The sequence below is a fragment of the Kribbella sp. NBC_00889 genome (assembly GCF_045207705.1).
Classification (GTDB): Bacteria; Actinomycetota; Actinomycetes; order Propionibacteriales; family Kribbellaceae; genus Kribbella.
This window is the reverse complement of sequence record NZ_CP108783.1, coordinates 1,244,180-1,260,855: the sequence shown is the minus strand read 5'-3', so window position 1 is coordinate 1,260,855 and position 16,676 is coordinate 1,244,180. Positions and strand designations below refer to the sequence as shown.

The following is a 16,676-nucleotide window of genomic DNA, read 5'->3' as shown; positions in this document are numbered from 1 at the left end:
TCGTACGTGTGCGGGTTGCTCGAATAGACTGCCGAACGATCGCGACTGGCGAGGGTGGAGTACCACCGGGGAGCGGTCGGCCGGTAAGCAAGGCGTCGTCCGCCTGGGCGCCTCCGATGTGTTTCGATCTCGGAGGTCGCTGGATGCGTTATGGAATGAACCCACACCAGTCCGCCACGATGACCCCGGTGTCCGGTCGGGCGCCGTTCACAGTCGTCAGCGGGAGTCCGTCGTACATCAATGTCTTGGATGCGCTCACCGGTTGGCAGCTCGTGCGGGAGGCAGCTGGGGCGTTCGGGGTGGTCGCGGCGGCGTCGTACAAGCACGTCTCCCCTGCCGGTGCCGCGCTGGCGGACTCGGTGAGTGCCGCATATGTGCGCGCCCGTGATGCCGATCCGAAGTCGTCGTACGGCGATTTCGTTGCGGTGTCGCATCCGATTGATGCCGAGCTTGCGCGCGTGCTCAAGCGGGTCGTGAGCGACGGGATCATTGCGCCCGGGTACGACGAGGGCGTCCTCGGAGTGTTGGCCGGGAAGAAGCGTGGGACCTTTCTCGTCCTCGAAGCCGATGCGTCCTTCGAGCCTCCGGAGCACGAGGTGCGCGAGGTGTACGGGCTACGGCTGACGCAGCAGCGGGACGACCTGCCGTTGACTCGTGAGCTGCTGGATCCGGGCGTGCCGGATGCAGCAGCCCGAGACTTGTTGCTCGGGATGATCGTGGCGCGGAACACGCAGTCGAACACGGTCGCGATGGTGAAGGACGGTACGACGATCGGCATCGGCGCCGGCCAGCAGTCACGAGTCGACTGCGTCCGACTGGCCGGCGAGAAGGCAGACGAGTGGTGGTCCCGCCGCTCGTCCGAGCCGCCGACCGGCGTCGCGATGGTCTCCGACGGCGCCATCCCCTTCGTCGACAACATCGACGAAGCCCACCGCCACGGCGTAGCCCACATCGCCGAACCCGGCGGCTCGATCCGCTCCGACGAGGTCGCCGAGGCGTGCGCTGCCCGCGGAATCACCCTGTCACGAACCGGCGTACGCCTCTTCCGCCACTGAGCAGGTCAGGAGACGGGTTCGACCTTGGGGGTTTCTTGGGGGGTTGGTGGGGGTGGGGCGGGCGGGCCGCCTTCCAGTTGGATGTCGGGGACGATGCGGTCGAGCCATCGGGGTAGCCACCAGGCGCGGTCGCCGAGGAGTGTCATGACGGACGGGACCAAGACCATCCGGACGATGCTGGCGTCGATCAGTACGGCGACTGCCATGCCGACCGCGAGCATCTTGACCGTCGGGTCGTCGTCGAGGACGAAGCTGAGGAAGACCACGATCATGATCGCGGCCGCCGTGGTGATGACCCGGGCCGTCGCGCCGATCCCGATCGCCACGGCACGGTGGCTGTCCTTGGTCGCGATCCACGCCTCGTGCACCCGGGACAGCAGGAAGACTTCGTAGTCCATCGACAACCCGAACACGATCGCGAACATCAACATCGGTACGAACGACGGGATCGGCACCTTCTCGTCGATCCCGACCAACGAGGATCCCCAGCCCCATTGGAACACCGCGACGATCACGCCGTACGCGGCTCCGACCGACAGCAGGTTGAGGATCGCGGCCTTGATCCCGATCAGGAGCGATCGGAACGCGACTGTGAGCAGCAGGAACGCCAGCAGCACCACAGCCCCGATCAGCCACAGCATCCGCCCGGACACCTTCTCGGTGAAGTCAACGTACCCGGCAGTGGTGCCGACGACGAAGGTGGGCTCTTTCTGCCCGGCGAGTACGTCGTCCCGGATCCGGTTGACCAGGTCCTCGGTCTCCGCCGCGGACGGCGACGTGGTCGGGATGACGTTGATGATCGCCGTCGTACCGGAGCTGTTCAGGCTCGGCGGCTGTACGGCGGCCACGCCGGACGTCTTCTGCAGCGTCGACGCGAGACCGTTCAGCAAGGTCTGCTTGTCGGTGGAGCTCTCGGACGGGAGCTGTACGACGACCGTCAGCGGACCGTTGGCACCCGGGCCGAAGCCTTGGGCCACCAGGTCGTACGCCTTCCGGCTCGAGTCCTGCGCCGGATCCGTGCCGGCGTCGAGCTGGCCGAGGTTCATCGACAGCAGCGGGATCGCCAGGACGAGTAGCACCAGCGTGGCGACGATGCCGTACGGCCACGGCCGGTCGCTGACCTTGCGTCCCCAGCGCGCGAAGGCGCTCTGCTCGTGTTTGAGGTCGCGCCGCTCGCGCTCCTCGGCACGGTGTTCGGCCACGGCCACCTCGTCCTCGAGGCCGGCCTCGAGCTCCTGTTCCTCGACCAGGTGGTGCCGGTCCTTGCGGTTCAGTACCAGGAACTTCGCCAGACCGAGCATGGCCGGGATGAGTGTCAGGGCAGCCAGCACAGTGACCGCGACCACGATGGCCGACGACAGACCGAGTGCGCCGACGAACGGCACGCCGGACACGTACAGGCCGAGAATCGCGATGACGACCGTCCCACCGGCGACCAGGATGGCCGCACCGGAGGTCGACTCGGTCCGGCCGACGGACTCCTCGACGCCTTGGCCGTCGTCGAGTTGTTCGCGATGGCGGGACACCATGAAGAGCCCGTAGTCGATCGCGACACCGAGTCCGAGCAGGGTGGCGACCGTCGGCGCCGAGACCGGGAAGTCCTTCACGGCCGCGAGCAGACCGAGTATGGCCAGGCCGCCGCCGACGCTGAAGATCGCGGCCACCAACGGCAGCGCGGACGCGACGATGGACCGGAACATCAGGAACAGCAACAGCAACGCCAGCGCGAGACCGATCGCCTCCGAGAGCGCATCGTCGGCCTGCTTGCCGATCTGCCCGGCGCCTCCGCCGTACTCGACCTCGAGTCCGGCGGCGCGGGCCGGCTGGACGGCCGCGTCCAGCTTGTCGAGGTAGCTGCTGTCGAGCGAGGCCGGCACCACCGAGAACGACACCGGAGCGTTGACGACGCTCCCGTCCTTCGAGATGTACGCCGTCGATGACGTCGCCAGCGGATCGACGGCCGAGACGACGTCAGGCAGCTTGCCGACCGCCGCCATCGACGTCTTGACCGCATCGGACTGCTCGGAGACCGTCCCGGACTTGGCGTGGAAGACGATCGATCCGGAGTACCCGCCGGCCGTGGAGAAGTCCTTGTTCAGGATCGTCAGTCCAGCCGACGACTCACTGCCGGGGACCGTGTAGTTGTTGACGTACGTACCGCCGAACGCCGCCCGCAGGACGAACAGCCCGACCACGGCAACCAGCCAGCCGGCGATCACGAACCAGTGAAATCGTGCGGCCCCTCGACCGAGCCGATCCAGAATCACATGCACAGGGCGCCCCCTCCCCCAGGCGCCCCCAGGCCCGGCTACGCCGCGCGCCCCTTCGGCGACAGTAGGCCGGGGGCGACCCCGCGACAACCCCTTGGTCACTGTCCGTATCTCTACGCCACCGCAGGATCGCTCTTCGTCGTCAGCCGACCAAGCGGAAGCGCTGGGAGGAGACCGCACGCCGTACTTCGTCGGCTGTCCGCTGCACGTCGAGGCCGCTGGTGTCGATCGCATGCGACTCCAGCTCGCCCAGGTCGGCGAACAACTGGTGCAGCCCGGTGATCGCCTCGGCATCCTTCAGTGAGTCGCCGCCCCGGTCCCAGGCCCGGCCAGCGTGGTCTCGAGATCCGGCCGGAGTACGACGTACGACAGCACCAGGCCGGCCCGCTCCGCGGCGGCGCGGAACGGTGGCACGTAATGGAGGCCGACGACCCCGTCCACCACGACGTCGTATCCGCCTCGTGCGTACGTCGTCGCCGCCGCGACGATCACGTCGACGACCACGTCGTTCTGGTCCGCCGACCCAGGCAGGTACGGCGGCACGAAGCCGGTGCGGATGGCCGTGTAGAACTGATCGGTCAGGAGGTGCACGGTCAGACGTTCCGCATCCGTGGCAACCAACTCGGCCACTGTCGATTTGCCTGCGCCAGGTGGTCCGGTCAGCACGATGAGCTCGCCGTTCATGCTGCGAGACGCTAGCCAATCCGCCCCGGAAACTGCAGTCATTTAGCCGCCGGCGACGCTGGGGAGGATGAGGAGCTCGGCTTCGGCGGGCAGCTTGGTGTCCAGACCGTCCAGGTCGCGGATGTTGTCGTTGCCCAGATACACGTTCACGTGCCGACGGATCGCACCCTGCTCGTCGGTCAGGCGCCGGCGGAGCGCCGGGTGCTGAGCCTCGAGGGCTGCGAAGACCGAGGCAACGGTCGGCTCGACGCCGGACTCGATCTCGACCCGCTCGGCTCCGCCCGCGAACGGTCTGAGCACCGTCGGCAGCCTGACCGCGACCATCGTCAGCCCAGCACCGCGGCGCGCACGGTGAGCACGTCCGGCAGGTGACTCGCCACCTCGACCCACGTGTCACCGGCGTCCGCACTCGCGTACACGCACCCGTCGCGCGTGCCGACGTACACCCCGGCCGGGTCGGCCGTGTCGGTCGTCATCGCGTCGCGCAGGACAGGTACGAACGAAACGTCGGGCAGCCCGCTGGACAACGGCTCCCAGGTCGCCCCGGCGTCGCGAGACCGGTAGACGCGGCAGTTGGCCTCGGTGGGGATCCGGTTCGCGTCCGCGACCAGCGGGAAGACGTAGACGGTGTCGGGGTCGTGCGGATGCACCACGATCGGGAACCCGAAGTCCGAGGGCAGTCCGTCCGCGATCGACTTCCAGATCGCGCCACCGTCGTCGGACCGGTAGACGCCGTGGTGGTTCTGCGCGAACATCCGCTCCGGTACGTCGGGATGCCCGGCCAACTTGTGCACGCACTGACCGAACTCCGGATCCGGGTCGGGCATGAACTTCGCCTTGATCCCGTGGTTCGCCGGCGACCACGACGCACCGCCGTCGGTGGTCTGGTACACGCCACCGGTCGACATCGCGACACTCACCTGCCCGGGGTCGGTCGGGTGCGGGAGCACGGTGTGCACCGCCTGACCGCCGAAGCCGGCGCCCCACTCCTTGCGGTGCGGGTGGTCCCACAGGCCCCGGACCAGCTCGAACGTCACTCCCCCGTCGGTCGACTTCCACAGCGCCGACGGCTGCGTCCCGGCGTACACGACTCCGGGCTGCGATTCGGGCGCCGGCTGGATCTGCCAGACCCGCTCGAGCGACGCCTCGGAGCCTTCAGGGAAGCCGATCGAGCCCTGGGGCGGTTCGGCCCACGTCTTGCCGAGGTCGTCGGAGTGGAACACCGCCGGGCCCCAGTGCTCGCTCGTCCCACCGACGAACAGCCGGGGCTGGTCGCCGCGCGGGTCGATACCGACCGCGTACACACCCTGCATCTCGAACTCCGGCACCGGGCCGTCCAGGCTCCACTTCCGGCGCGCGGCGTCACTCCGCCCGATCCAGAGCCCCTTCTTGGTCCCGATCAGCAGTACGGCCTCGGACATCGTTGTCCTCCTTTAGCGTGGCGGCCCCGCCACCACATTGACGAGTGCTTCCCCTTGCGCATACCGCTCCAGCTGCGCACGCACCAGCCGGGCGACTCGCGGCTCGAACGCCGTCGACGCGCCGCCACGGTGCGGGTTGATCAGAACGTTCGGAGCCGACCACAGCGGATGTCCGGCGGGCAACGGCTCGGGATGGGTCACGTCGAGCGCGGCGCTGATCCGCTCCGAGCTGAGCTCCGCCAGCAACGCGTCCGTGTCCACGACGACACCGCGTGCGACGTTGACCAGCAGCGCGCCGTCCTTCAGCTGGGCCAGGAACTTCGCGTCCACCATCCCCCGCGTGTCGGCGGTCGCCGGCGTCAGAACGACGACGACATCCGCGCGCGGGAGCAGCTCAGGCAGGTCGGTGATCGGGTGCACACCCTCCCGAGGCCGCCGGGCGACCCGGATGATCTCGCACTCGAACCCGGTCAGCCGCCGCTCCAGCGCCTCGCCGATCGACCCGTATCCGAGGATCATCACTGTCCGGTCCGCGAGCGAGTCGTCCAGCTCGGTGTACGACGACGGCCAGACCTCCCGCTCCTGGTTGCGGACGGCTCGCGGCAGGCGCCGGTACGACGCCAGGATCAGGCCGACCGCCAGCTCCGCGGTGGACGCGTCATGGACGCCGCGGGCGTTGCACAAGGTGACTCCGTCGGCCAGGTGCGGCACAACATGCTCGAACCCGGCCGTCTGGGTCTGCACGACCTTGAGATTCGGCATCTCCCGGACGACCTGGATCACCCGGTCACCGCCCATGTACCCCGGAACGTAGAACTCGACCTCCGCGAGCGACGCCGGCCGCTCGCCACCATCGAAGAAGTCCACGTCGAAACCCGCGGGCAGCCCGCCGAGGAAGGTGTCGGGATCCTCCCAGGGCAGCCATGCCTTCACCACATCAGCCATGCCCACGAACCTACTCGGCCACTCCGACAGTGTGAACTCCCGTGCCAGGCACGAAGCGTCGTCGTACTCTGGATCGGTGCCTTCGACATCGGATCCGGTTCGGACTCTCGATCACGACCAGGCGGTAGGGCAGCTGCGGGCGTCGTACGAACGGATCCCCGCAGGCAGGCCCGTCCGGCTGGCGAAGCGCAGTTCCAACTTGTTCCGGCCGAGAACCGAGATCGACCAGGCTGGCCTCGATGTATCCGGACTGACCGGCGTGATCGCTGTCGATCCGGTGGCGCGGACGGCCGACGTCCAGGGCATGTGCACGTACGAGGACCTGGTCGCGGCGACGCTGCCGCACGGCCTCACCCCGATGGTCGTCCCGCAGTTGAAGACCATCACCCTCGGCGGCGCGGTCACCGGACTCGGCATCGAGTCGTCGTCGTTCCGCGCCGGGCTGCCGCACGAGTCGGTGCTCGAACTCGACATCCTCACCGGGGCCGGCCAGCTCGTCACGGCCCGGCCCGACGGTGAGCACGCGGAGCTGTTCCGCACCTTCCCGAACTCCTACGGCACGCTCGGCTACGCGACCCGGCTGCGGATCGAGCTCGACCGGATCTCGCCGTACGTCGCGCTGCGGCATGTGCGGGTCGACCTGGACCGGCTCGGGCAGGCGATCGAGGAGATCGTTGCCTCCGGCATGTACGAGGGCGAGCCGGTGCACTTCGTCGACGGGGTGGCGTTCACGCCGTCGGAGGCGTATCTGACGCTTGGCCGCAACAGCGACGCGGCGGTGCGGACCAGCGACTACACCGGCCAGCAGATCTACTACCGCTCGATCCAGCAGCGGCCGACCGACTTCCTCACCGCACACGACTATCTGTGGCGCTGGGACACCGACTGGTTCTGGTGCTCGGCCGCGTTCGGCGCGCAGAACCCCTGGGTACGGCGGGTGTGGCCGCGACGCTGGCGGCGCAGCGACGTGTTCCACAAGATCGTCGGCTTCGAGAACCGGCATCACGTCGCCGCGCGGCTCAATCGCCGGCGCGGCCACGCCGACCGCGAACGCGTGGTCCAGGACGTCGAGATTCCGGCGTCGCAGCTGGCCGGGTTCCTGCGCTGGTTCGACGCCGAGGTGGGGATGCGGCCGGTGTGGCTGTGCCCGCTGCGGCTGCGCGGGTCCATCGACTGGCCGCTGTATCCGCTGAAGCCCGGCGAGACGTACGTGAACGTTGGCTTCTGGGGCACCGTGGCCATGGCCGACGGTGCCGCCGACGGTGACGTGAACCGGGCGATCGAGGACGCCGTCGCGCGTTTCAACGGCCACAAGTCGCTGTACTCCGATGCCTACTACGACCGCGACACGTTCGACCGCCTCTACAACGTTCCGGCCTTGAACGCGGTGAAGAAACGGTACGACCCCGACGCCCGGCTCACCGGGCTCTACGAGAAGGCGGTGACGCGCCGATGACGACGCTTGCGACCCAGGTTTCGATTGCCGATGCACTTACGACAGTGACCCCGGACGGTCTCCCGTTCCGGTTCACGGCGTACGACGGCAGCGCGACCGGCCCGGAGGATTCGCCGATCCACATGCACCTCGCGTCCGAGCGTGGACTGTCCTACGTACTCACGGCGCCCGGCGACCTCGGCCTGGTCCGCGCCTACGTGATGGGCGACCTGGAGATCACCGGCGTGCACCCGGCCAATCCGTACGGGCTGATGCGGATGATGCTCAACCAGCTGCACTTCGAGCGGCCGACGACGGCGGAGGCGCTGCGCATCGTCCGCGGGCTCGGCTGGAGCCATCTGAAACCACCGCCGCCCCCGCCGCAGGAGCACCTGCCGAAGTGGCGCCGTACGTTCGAGGGACTGCGCCACTCGCGGACCCGGGACAAGTCCGCGATCCACCACCACTACGACGTGTCGAACACTTTCTACGAGTGGATCCTCGGGCCGTCGATGACGTACACCTGCGCGGTGTACCCGTCCGCGGACGCGACCCTGGAGCAGGCGCAGTACGAGAAGTACGACCTGGTTGCGCGGAAGCTCGACCTGAAGGCGGGTCAGCGGCTGCTCGACGTCGGGTGCGGGTGGGGCGGCATGGTCCGGCACGCGGCCCGCGAGTACGGCGTTCGCGCGCTGGGCGTCACGTTGTCGTCGGCGCAGGCCGAGTGGGCGTCGGAGGCGATCAAGGCCGAAGGGCTGGAGGATCTGGCCGAGGTACGGTTCCTCGACTACCGCGACGTGCCGGAGCGCGACTTCGACGCGATCAGCTCGATCGGCCTGACCGAGCACATCGGCGTACGCAACTATCCGTCGTACTTCGGTTTCCTGCTGGACCGGCTCAAGCCAGGCGGCCGGCTGCTGAACCACTGCATCACCCGGCCGGACAACCGCTTCCGCTCCACCGGCGCCTTCATCGACCGCTACATCTTCCCCGACGGCGAACTGATCGGCTCCGGCCGCATCATGGCCGAAGCCCAGGACGCCGGCTTCGAGGTCCGCCACTCGGAGAACCTCCGCGAGCACTACGCCCTCACCCTCGCCGCCTGGTCCGACAACCTCCAGACCCACTGGGACGAGGCCGTCGCCGAAGTAGGCCACCCCATCGCCAAGATCTGGGGCCTCTACCTAGCCGCCTGCCGAGTCGGCTTCGAACGCAACAACACCCAACTCCACCAGTTCCTGGCCGTAAAACTGGACAACCAGTCCAACGCCCACTTCCCCCTCCGCCCCACCTGGCTCAGCTGAGACCCGACGAAGCTCCGGCGCAGTGTGCGCCGGAGCTTCTGGTCTACTCGACGGGGTCGATGATGCGAACGTCTCTGGAGGCGGGCAGCGACTTCAGGAGCTCCGCGTCCGAGCCCCGGAGGGCGCATCCGATCAAACGGAGTTCACGCAGTCTCGGTAAAGACCTGAGTGCGTCGAAGTCGAGCAGGTTGCGGGCGTTCGAGATCCAGATCTTGGTCAGCTCGGGACCGGCGAGGTCGGCGAAGCTCACGCGGCTGTGGGAAGGAGTCGGCGACGCCGCCATCAACCTGACCTCTCGCAGGTTGTGCAGCCCGGACAGCGGCGCGGTGTCCTCGACGGCGTAATTGATGCTGATGAGCTCCGTGAGCGCCGTACACGTCTCGAGCCCGCGCAGCGTGCCCCGCTGCCTCTTGGCCTCCAGGTAGACGCGGTTGAGCCGCTGCGCACCCGCCACCTGACCCAGGTCCGCGCCGCGCCAGCCACCGATCCGGATCCGCTCGAGATTCGGCCATCGCTGAGCGACCTCCACGCCCGGCCGGTCCGTCACGCACAGAGCCTTGAGCCGCGGCCGCACCACCTCCGGGACCCTTCGCCGCGACCCCGTGGCCAACGTCAACTCCTCCAGCTCGACGTGGCGAAAGGCCGCAAGATCGTCTGCCACCTTCCCCCGCACCTCGAGAAACCGCAGCCCTTCCAGCTCCTCCAGGAACCCCAGATTCGCAGGCGCCCACGCCCCGCCTGGGGTCAGATCCAGCCCGTCGAATCCCTCCCGCCGATACCTCTCCAGTCCCCCGTCCGCCCAGGCCCCATCAAAGTCCCCACTCCACTGCAGGATCTTGAACGCGTCACCGCCCACCGCCATCGCTCCTATCCAGCACCCGGAGAGTTGATCCTGTTGGCCAGGCTACCGATGCCACCTTCGTGCTTGATCCATTGGTTCTCCATCTGGAACAGCTCACGATCAGTGGCTCCCGGCATCTCCATCCAGTCGAGTGAGCTGACGTCCTCCGGACGGTAGCCGGCCTCGTGCAGCGCTCCGCCCGGCCTGAAGGCACCATGGATGCGGCCGTGGATGTCCGACGCCTTTCCGACATAGGTGGTGCCGTCGTGCGTTCCGATGCGGTACACGCCCGCCTCGTTGGGCAGATCCATCCGTCCGCTCGGCGACAGATGTCCGAACGTCCTGCAGCTCGTGTTGTGCACCAGCACCGGCGTGGTGCCTGCCTGGATGTAGTAGGTGTGGATCGAGCCGATGGTGAGGTTGTACACGCGGGCGGGCTTGGAGTAGGCCCTGGTCGCCGCGACCGTCACCGTCTGATCGGCAGTGCGGCCGGACAGGCGGGTGCCCACTGTCAACTTGCCGGCATCGGTCCACTCGCCGCTCGACGGGACGTAGAACGGGTGTCCTGCGGTTGCGGTGACGGTCGCGGAGCGCGTGGTTCCCTTGCGGACGACCGTGCTGATGGTCAGGTCGACGAGGTCTTTCTGGCCCTGGCCGATGATGGTTCGGACCACTGGTTCTGACGAGGTCTTGCCGGTGGATGGATCGGTGGCTTGGACCTGGTCGTGCAGGGTCAGCCGTTCGATGGGCTTGGTGGTGCCGTCGGCCAGCAGGACGGGAGTGCCTGGTTTGAACGAGTTGACGGCGCAGCTGGCGGCCTTGAGGTCGTCTTCGGCTTTGCGGAGGCCCTTGATGCCGTCGATGGCTTCGCCGACGAGGTCTTTGATCCGGCCTATGAGTTTCCAGGCCTTCTTCATCTTGAAGAGGTATTTGCTGATGAGTTTGCCGGCTATGCCGCCGACGAAGGAGGCCAGGACGGTGACGCCGGTGGCGACGCAGGCGCCCAGGTCGCCGTTGGTGAAGCAGTTGAGGGCGTCGGTGATGCCGAGTTCGTCGGCGACGATCTTGACCAGGTCCTTGATGACCTTCTTGATGCGTTTCTTGGTTTCCTTGACCTTCTGGGTGTGCTGGGAGATCTCGGACTCTTCCCAGCTGTTGACCTGCTTGCCGTCGTCGTCCTTGTAGGAGATGAAGCCGCCGCGGCCCTCCTTCTTGGACTTCTGGTACTGCTCGACGTTGTCCGAGCCGCCGTTGCGGGCCTCGAACCCGTCGGCGCCCTTGCCACCGACGAACATCATCCCGTCGGGGTCGCTGAACGTTGCCGGGCTGTTGTTCGAGTAGGCGTAGGCGTTCAACGTCTGCGGGTCACCGATGTCGACCAGCGGGTCGACGCTGATGAAGCGGCCGAGCTTGGCGTCGTACTCGCGGGCCCCGAGGTGCGTCAGCCCGGTCGACGAATCGTCGACACCGTTGACGAAGCCGCGGGAGTTCGGTTCCCACGTCGGCGACGTCGTACCGCGGGTGTTGCCGAACGGGTCCATGAAGCGGCGGGACACGCCCGCCGTCAGGCCGTCGACCGAGACCGACGCCGTACCATGCGGGTCGGACATCAGGTACTCGACCGAGGAGCTGTTGTTGCGCATGGCGATCGTCGCGCCGTTGAAGTCGTAGTACCGGGTCGAGCTGACCGAGTCCGCGGCCTTGTCCCAGCGAACCTCGGCCGAGGCGAGGTAGAGCGTCGCCCCCTTCGGATCGTGGCGGATCAGCCGGCTGCCGTCCGCGTCGTACACGAAGCTGGTGTCTCCGTCCGGCCCGCTGACCGACTCCAGGTGGCCCTCGGGATCCCAGTTGAACGTGTCGGTGTCACCGGCAACGGTTCGCGTCGACATGTTGCCCGCCGCGTCGTATCCGTAGGTGTCAGCCGACGTGCCCGACGGCCCTGCGGCAGCCACGCCGGTGACAGCGTGCGGCCGAACGGCTGTCGGCGCCGGGTAGGCGTAGGTGGACGTGGTGTCCCCCGCCACCTTGTGGTCGACCAGAGAGGTGCGGTTGCCCGACCCGTCGTACGCATACGACTGCCAGTACGGCGCGGGTCCGCCCACGGTGGACGCCGAACGGGCATCCGAACACGCACCAGCCGGAGTCCACGCCTCCGTTGTCCGCTGCAGGTAGTCCGTCGCAAAGCACTGCAGATCGACCGACGTGCCGTACTGATGCGAGATCGACTTGACGTTGGACGCGTCGTCGTACCCGTAGACGAAGGTGTCGTCGGTCTGCAGCACGCCCTCACGGTCGACCTTCATCTTGGCCAGCCGCCGCGTGCCCTGCTCGTACTCGAAGGACTGGTAGACACCCTTCCCGGTCTGCTGACCGGCGTGGTACTGCAGCGGGTCGCCGTACTCGCCGTACGTCGTCTCGCTGACGTACGCCTGCCACCCACCCATCGCGTTCAGGTTTCCGGACGCGTCGTAGTACAGGTCGACGGTCTCGTCCGGCAGGCCCGGCGTGCTGGGCAGCTTGGCCTTCTTGACAGTGCCGTCCGGGTTGTACTGCGTGGTGCTGGTGTACGTGCCGGCGAGCTTGCCCTCGGACGCCGGGATGACGACCTGAGTGCCGACGGGCCGGTCCATCGAGTCGTACCCGGTCACGGCCGACACGTAGTTGTTGCCGTTGACGGTGCGGGTGGACGAGGTCAGGAGCCCCTTGCCCAGGGTGTCGTAAACCCAACTGGCCAACACCGGCCCGGTCGCCGATCCGTTGCGTACGGCGGTCTTCCGGTCCAGCTCGTCGTAGGAGAAGAACAGCTCCTGCCCGCGCGCGTCCTTGGTGGACACCACCCGGTCCCCCGCGTCGTACGCGGTGGTTGTGGTCCCCTTGTCGGGGTCCTCCGCCTGGATCTGGCGGCCGCGCAGGTCGTAGCCGTACCGCCAGACACTGCCCGCGGCATTGGTGACCGTCTCGAGCTGGTCGTCCGGCGTGTAGGTGTACTTCGTCGAGTCGTAGTCACCACCCGCGGCACGCCCGTGGAACTGCCGCAGCTCCGAGACCTTGCCCCGGGCATCGAGCATCTTGATGGTGGTGGTCGCACCCTCGGGCGGGATGGTCGCCACCGCGTTGCCGCCGTAGATCGTCTCGGTCCGCCACTGCTCGGCGTTCTGGACGACGAACTGCGACAGCACATTGCGGCCGGCCCCGTCGTAGGTGTTCAGAGTCCTGGCCGGCAGGTTCGGCTCGTTGGCGTCGAAGAGGACGTTGGAGGGTGCGGACGTGTTGTCGTAGTACGGCCCGTCCTGGCTCGCGACATTGCCGCGCTCGTCGTACCTGGTGTCGATCAGCACCCGGCCGAGACCGGTCGCCGCAGGCGTCTGCACCTGCCGTTGCCGCAACAGACCGTCGAACAGCGTCCGGCTCGTCTTGTACGTGCCGTCGGGCTTGAGCTCCTGAGTGGCGACGACGTTGGGCGCCGTCTTCGACAGCAGGTAGCTGAAGATCATCGAGGCGGTCGCACCGCCGGCCTTCGACCGGTTCGGCAGCCAGACCGCGGTCAGCCGACCGAACGCGTCGTACGTCAGGTCCGTCCGGCGTCCGTTGGGATCGACCTCGGACAGCGTGGCTCCCCACGCCGGCGAGATCGTGGTGACGTTGGCGTAGCCCTTCGCGTCGGTCGTCGTCACACCGGTGACCGGGCCGCCGGTGGCCGGGGTGAAGGCGACGGTGCTGGTCTGCCGGTTGAGGCCGTCCCAGGTCCCGGTGATGCGGCCGAGTGAGTCGTACGCGGTCCGCGAGCGCTGCTCGTAGACGGGGCCGGAGGCCCAGCCACTCATGCTCTCGACCTTGGTGACCAGACCGCGCACCGGTGCGTCCGCGAGGCCGGTCTTGCCGTCGTAGTAGCTGCGCTCGTCGGAGATCACCTGCGCGGGACGGCTCGGCGTCGCGCCGCACGCGACCGACACCTTCTCCTCGCGGCTCACCGGGCTCAGCAGCCATAGGGCCTGGTTGCGGTTGTAGGTGTACCGGGTACACCGGTCGTCCGACGTGATCGCAAGATCGCCGAGATCGTCGACCTGGGTGGGCAGACCCACCGTGTCGAACGTGGTCACCGACCCCGCGGTCCGGTAGCTGCCGCTGCTCAGCCGGGTCCGGGTGACCGACGACTTCGTCCGCAGGATCATCGCCGTGTCGCCGCCGGCGGTGCCGGTCGCGGTGACCCACGGCGTGGAGATGGTGCCCTCGACCTCGGCACCACCCGCGCCGTTGTAGGTGATCTCTTCGCGGACGAAGCCGTTGTAGCGATTCGCGTCCTCGACCGTGCCGCCCTGGCTGTCGGTCACGATGACCGTCTTCTTCGTCGTGCCCGCCGCATCGAGGTAGTCGTCGTGCATGCCTCGGAAGAACAGGTACTGCGTCTGGGTCTGGTTGCCGACCGGTCCGGTCTTCACGTTGACCTTGGAGTACCCGCGCCAGTCACCCCAGCTGCGGTACTTCAGCAGCGTCAACTCGTTGTCGTCGAAGTGCCAGGCCGGCGTGCCCAGATACTCGTACGACGTCAACTGGTCCGGAGCGTCGGTGGAGTTGTCGTCGACCGCGATCGACGTGACCACGTACTTGTTGAACCAATGCATCGTCGGCGCGGCGCCGCCGTCGATCGTCCAGTAGACCGGGAAACACAGTCTGGTGTTGGTCGCGGCACTGGCCGGCTTGGAGGTCGGTGTGCAGTCCGCGTCGCTGTAGTTGACGTTGGTGATCTGGCCGGACTCCGACTGGATCGACGACACCCGGTACTTGACCATGGCCGGAGCACCGTCGCCGATCGCGTCGACCCGGTTCGGCTTGTCGATTCCCGTGAACGTGACACTCGGGTTCGTCAGGGCTGTGCCGACCCGGCCCTGGTGGGTGATCGAGCGCAGGAACAACGACGGCGCGACGTCCGTGGCCGGATAGTCCTGGGTCAGGGTCCAGGTGTCGACCGGGTTGTAGGTGTTGTTGCTGCCGAGGACCTCGGTGTTGATCGTGGTCAGCCGCTTGCGGGTGAAGAACGACGGCGAGGTCCGGTTCGGGCAGGTGGTCGACGACGTACAGAGCTGGTCGAACGGCGTGTCCGGCCAGCGCGAGGCGTTCGCCGCGGTCAGCTGGGCCGGGTCACAGGTCACCGTTCCACCGGGGAGGCACCGCTCGGAGACGCCGAACCAGACCCGGGTCGGCGCGGCCGTGGTCGTCTCGGTGCTGCCGGCGACCTTTCCGTAGTCGATGATCCACGGGTAGCTGGCGCGCTGGTAGATCGAGACGCCGGTGTTGTTGTTGCGGCCGTAGTAGTTGCTCTCCTGGATGTACCGGTAGCTCATCAGGTTGTTGCTGAGGTCAACCACCCGGTCGACGTTCCAGCGCCAGGCCTGGGTGCAGTACGACGCGGCGAACGTCGCCTGGTAGCACGGCTCACCGACCTGGTTGCCGAAGACCGGGACCGTGCTGACCGAGTCGGAACGGGCGTTGCCGGGCACGCTCGGGTTGAGACCGAAGGAGTACTTCGTTCCGTCCGTGGTCGTGACCTGCCAGTACTCGCCGTCCTTGGCGCCGTTCGTCGCGCCGTAGCGGCGCTGGATCAGCGAACCGTCGTCGTTCTTCAACCGGAACGTGTCGATCTTCGCGACCGGGTCGCTGCTGATCTTCAGGAGTTCACCGGAGTGGCTGCCCAGCGAGAGGACCGCGTTGTCGGACTTCCAGCACAGGTCGCCGGTCTTCACGGTCGTGTTGCTGTTGGTCATGTCATCGGCGCAGGACACGTACTTGCGCTCGATGAAGCCAGGCTCCATCGAGTGTCCCTGACCGATCCACGACGTCTGGTTGTTGGTCGACGCGACCTGCCCGTCGACCGAGCCCGAGCTGTAGCTGATCGACAGTTCCGGTTTCGGCCCGGCCGTCCCCGGCGGGACGCGGAGCGGGTAGCTCCAGGTGAAGTCACCGGTCTGGGCACCCACGTTCCACGTCGCCGAGGGCGAAAGAGACGTCGCGGCGTACGAACCTGCCGGACCGGACACGCCGGCCGTCAGCGCCAGTGTGGTGAACTGGGCGGCCGCGGCCGGCGCGAGGTCGACCTCACCGGAGACGACCTTGGTGTCCACGTTGTTGTTCGTCGTGGCGAGAGGCTGTTGCTGAGTGCAAGCGTTCCCGCTGGTGCAGGTCAGCTGGACCAACTGGAGCCGGGACGACCAATCGCCGCCGTACGCGGTGGCGAACTTCGAGTAGTCGAACTGGACCTTCACCTTCGCGGGCACCGCCTGCGCATCGGTCCGGGCGACACGCATCGCGACACCGGTGACACCGAGCCGTTGGCTGCCGGCCTGATCGAGCACCTCCAGCCGCGCCGACGGAGACGCCGTTCCGCGTGCCGACGAGGTGACGACGGCGGTGACCGGCGAGCTGGCGACCTTGCTCTGCACCGAGGCGCCCAAGGTCGACACCGACGCCGCCGGCCAGACCGGCGCCGCAGGTGCCTTCGAAGCCTCGGCAGCCTGGTTGGACTGCTTCGCGGGCGCGGGGACGAAATCCTTCCCCGGCGTGGACTTCTCCTTCTTCACCTCCGGCGCCGGCCGGCTCGTCGTCGTGGCCGCAGCCTCCGGGACGTACGACGCCACCCCGGCAACCAGGCTGACGCCGAGCAAGGTGACCAGCGCGGCCAGTGCCGGCCGCTTGCGGTGAAGTGATCGCACTCGAGTTCCTCGTA

Annotated in this window: 11 protein-coding genes and 1 riboswitch; of the genes, 3 read left to right on the top strand and 8 right to left on the bottom strand. The window is 67.7% G+C overall.

Features of this window, described 5'->3' with window-relative positions:
• Positions 1 to 31: 31 nt before the first annotated feature.
• A riboswitch (ZMP/ZTP riboswitch) is annotated at positions 32 to 116 on the top strand.
• 27 nt (positions 117 to 143) lie between these two features.
• Entirely contained in the window at positions 144 to 1,055 is a 912-nt protein-coding gene (locus OG817_RS06125) for a 5-aminoimidazole-4-carboxamide ribonucleotide transformylase (protein ID WP_406052732.1), read from the top strand.
• Between the two features lie 5 nt (positions 1,056 to 1,060).
• On the opposite strand, the gene OG817_RS06120 is transcribed toward OG817_RS06125, so the two are convergent.
• The 6 genes from OG817_RS06120 to OG817_RS06095 all read right to left on the bottom strand — a co-directional run bounded on the left by OG817_RS06120 (position 1,061) and on the right by OG817_RS06095 (position 6,375).
• Positions 1,061 to 3,328 (bottom strand): MMPL family transporter, encoded by a 2,268-nt coding sequence (locus OG817_RS06120; protein WP_406052730.1) that lies wholly within the window; start codon positions 3,326 to 3,328, stop codon positions 1,061 to 1,063.
• A gap of 139 nt (positions 3,329 to 3,467) precedes the next feature.
• Positions 3,468 to 3,590, bottom strand: a complete 123-nt coding sequence (locus tag OG817_RS06115) for a hypothetical protein (RefSeq protein ID WP_406052729.1) — start codon at positions 3,588 to 3,590, stop codon at positions 3,468 to 3,470.
• Between the two features lie 32 nt (positions 3,591 to 3,622).
• A complete protein-coding gene (locus OG817_RS06110; protein WP_406052727.1) occupies positions 3,623 to 4,009 on the bottom strand; it encodes an AAA family ATPase in 387 nt (128 codons plus the stop codon).
• 42 nt (positions 4,010 to 4,051) lie between these two features.
• A complete protein-coding gene (locus OG817_RS06105) occupies positions 4,052 to 4,333 on the bottom strand; it encodes a ubiquitin-like small modifier protein 1 (RefSeq protein ID WP_406052726.1) in 282 nt (93 codons plus the stop codon).
• A 2-nt stretch (positions 4,334 to 4,335) separates the two neighbouring features.
• Positions 4,336 to 5,430 carry a WD40/YVTN/BNR-like repeat-containing protein gene (locus OG817_RS06100; protein WP_406052725.1) on the bottom strand — a complete coding sequence of 365 codons (1,095 nt, stop codon included), beginning with the start codon at positions 5,428 to 5,430 and terminating at the stop codon, positions 4,336 to 4,338.
• Positions 5,431 to 5,442: 12 nt separating this feature from the next.
• On the bottom strand, positions 5,443 to 6,375 hold the full coding sequence (locus tag OG817_RS06095; protein ID WP_406052724.1) for a 2-hydroxyacid dehydrogenase: 933 nt from the start codon (positions 6,373 to 6,375) through the stop codon (positions 5,443 to 5,445).
• 76 nt (positions 6,376 to 6,451) lie between these two features.
• Here OG817_RS06095 and OG817_RS06090 point away from each other — a divergent pair, with 76 nt between their 5' ends.
• Together OG817_RS06090 and OG817_RS06085 are read left to right on the top strand one after the other, a co-directional pair.
• Positions 6,452 to 7,831, top strand: coding sequence for an FAD-binding oxidoreductase (locus OG817_RS06090; RefSeq protein ID WP_406052723.1), 1,380 nt, complete (start codon positions 6,452 to 6,454; stop codon positions 7,829 to 7,831).
• Entirely contained in the window at positions 7,828 to 9,114 is a 1,287-nt protein-coding gene (locus tag OG817_RS06085) for a class I SAM-dependent methyltransferase (protein WP_406052721.1), read from the top strand. Before OG817_RS06090 ends, OG817_RS06085 begins: the two co-directional genes overlap by 4 nt.
• Positions 9,115 to 9,157: 43 nt before the next feature.
• Here OG817_RS06085 and OG817_RS06080 read toward each other — a convergent pair whose 3' ends face one another.
• Complete coding sequence (locus OG817_RS06080; RefSeq protein WP_406052720.1) at positions 9,158 to 9,976, bottom strand: hypothetical protein; 819 nt, start codon at positions 9,974 to 9,976, stop codon at positions 9,158 to 9,160.
• Between the two features lie 5 nt (positions 9,977 to 9,981).
• Positions 9,982 to 16,662 carry a polymorphic toxin-type HINT domain-containing protein gene (locus tag OG817_RS06075; protein ID WP_406052718.1) on the bottom strand — a complete coding sequence of 2,227 codons (6,681 nt, stop codon included), beginning with the start codon at positions 16,660 to 16,662 and terminating at the stop codon, positions 9,982 to 9,984.
• Positions 16,663 to 16,676: the final 14 nt, after the last annotated feature.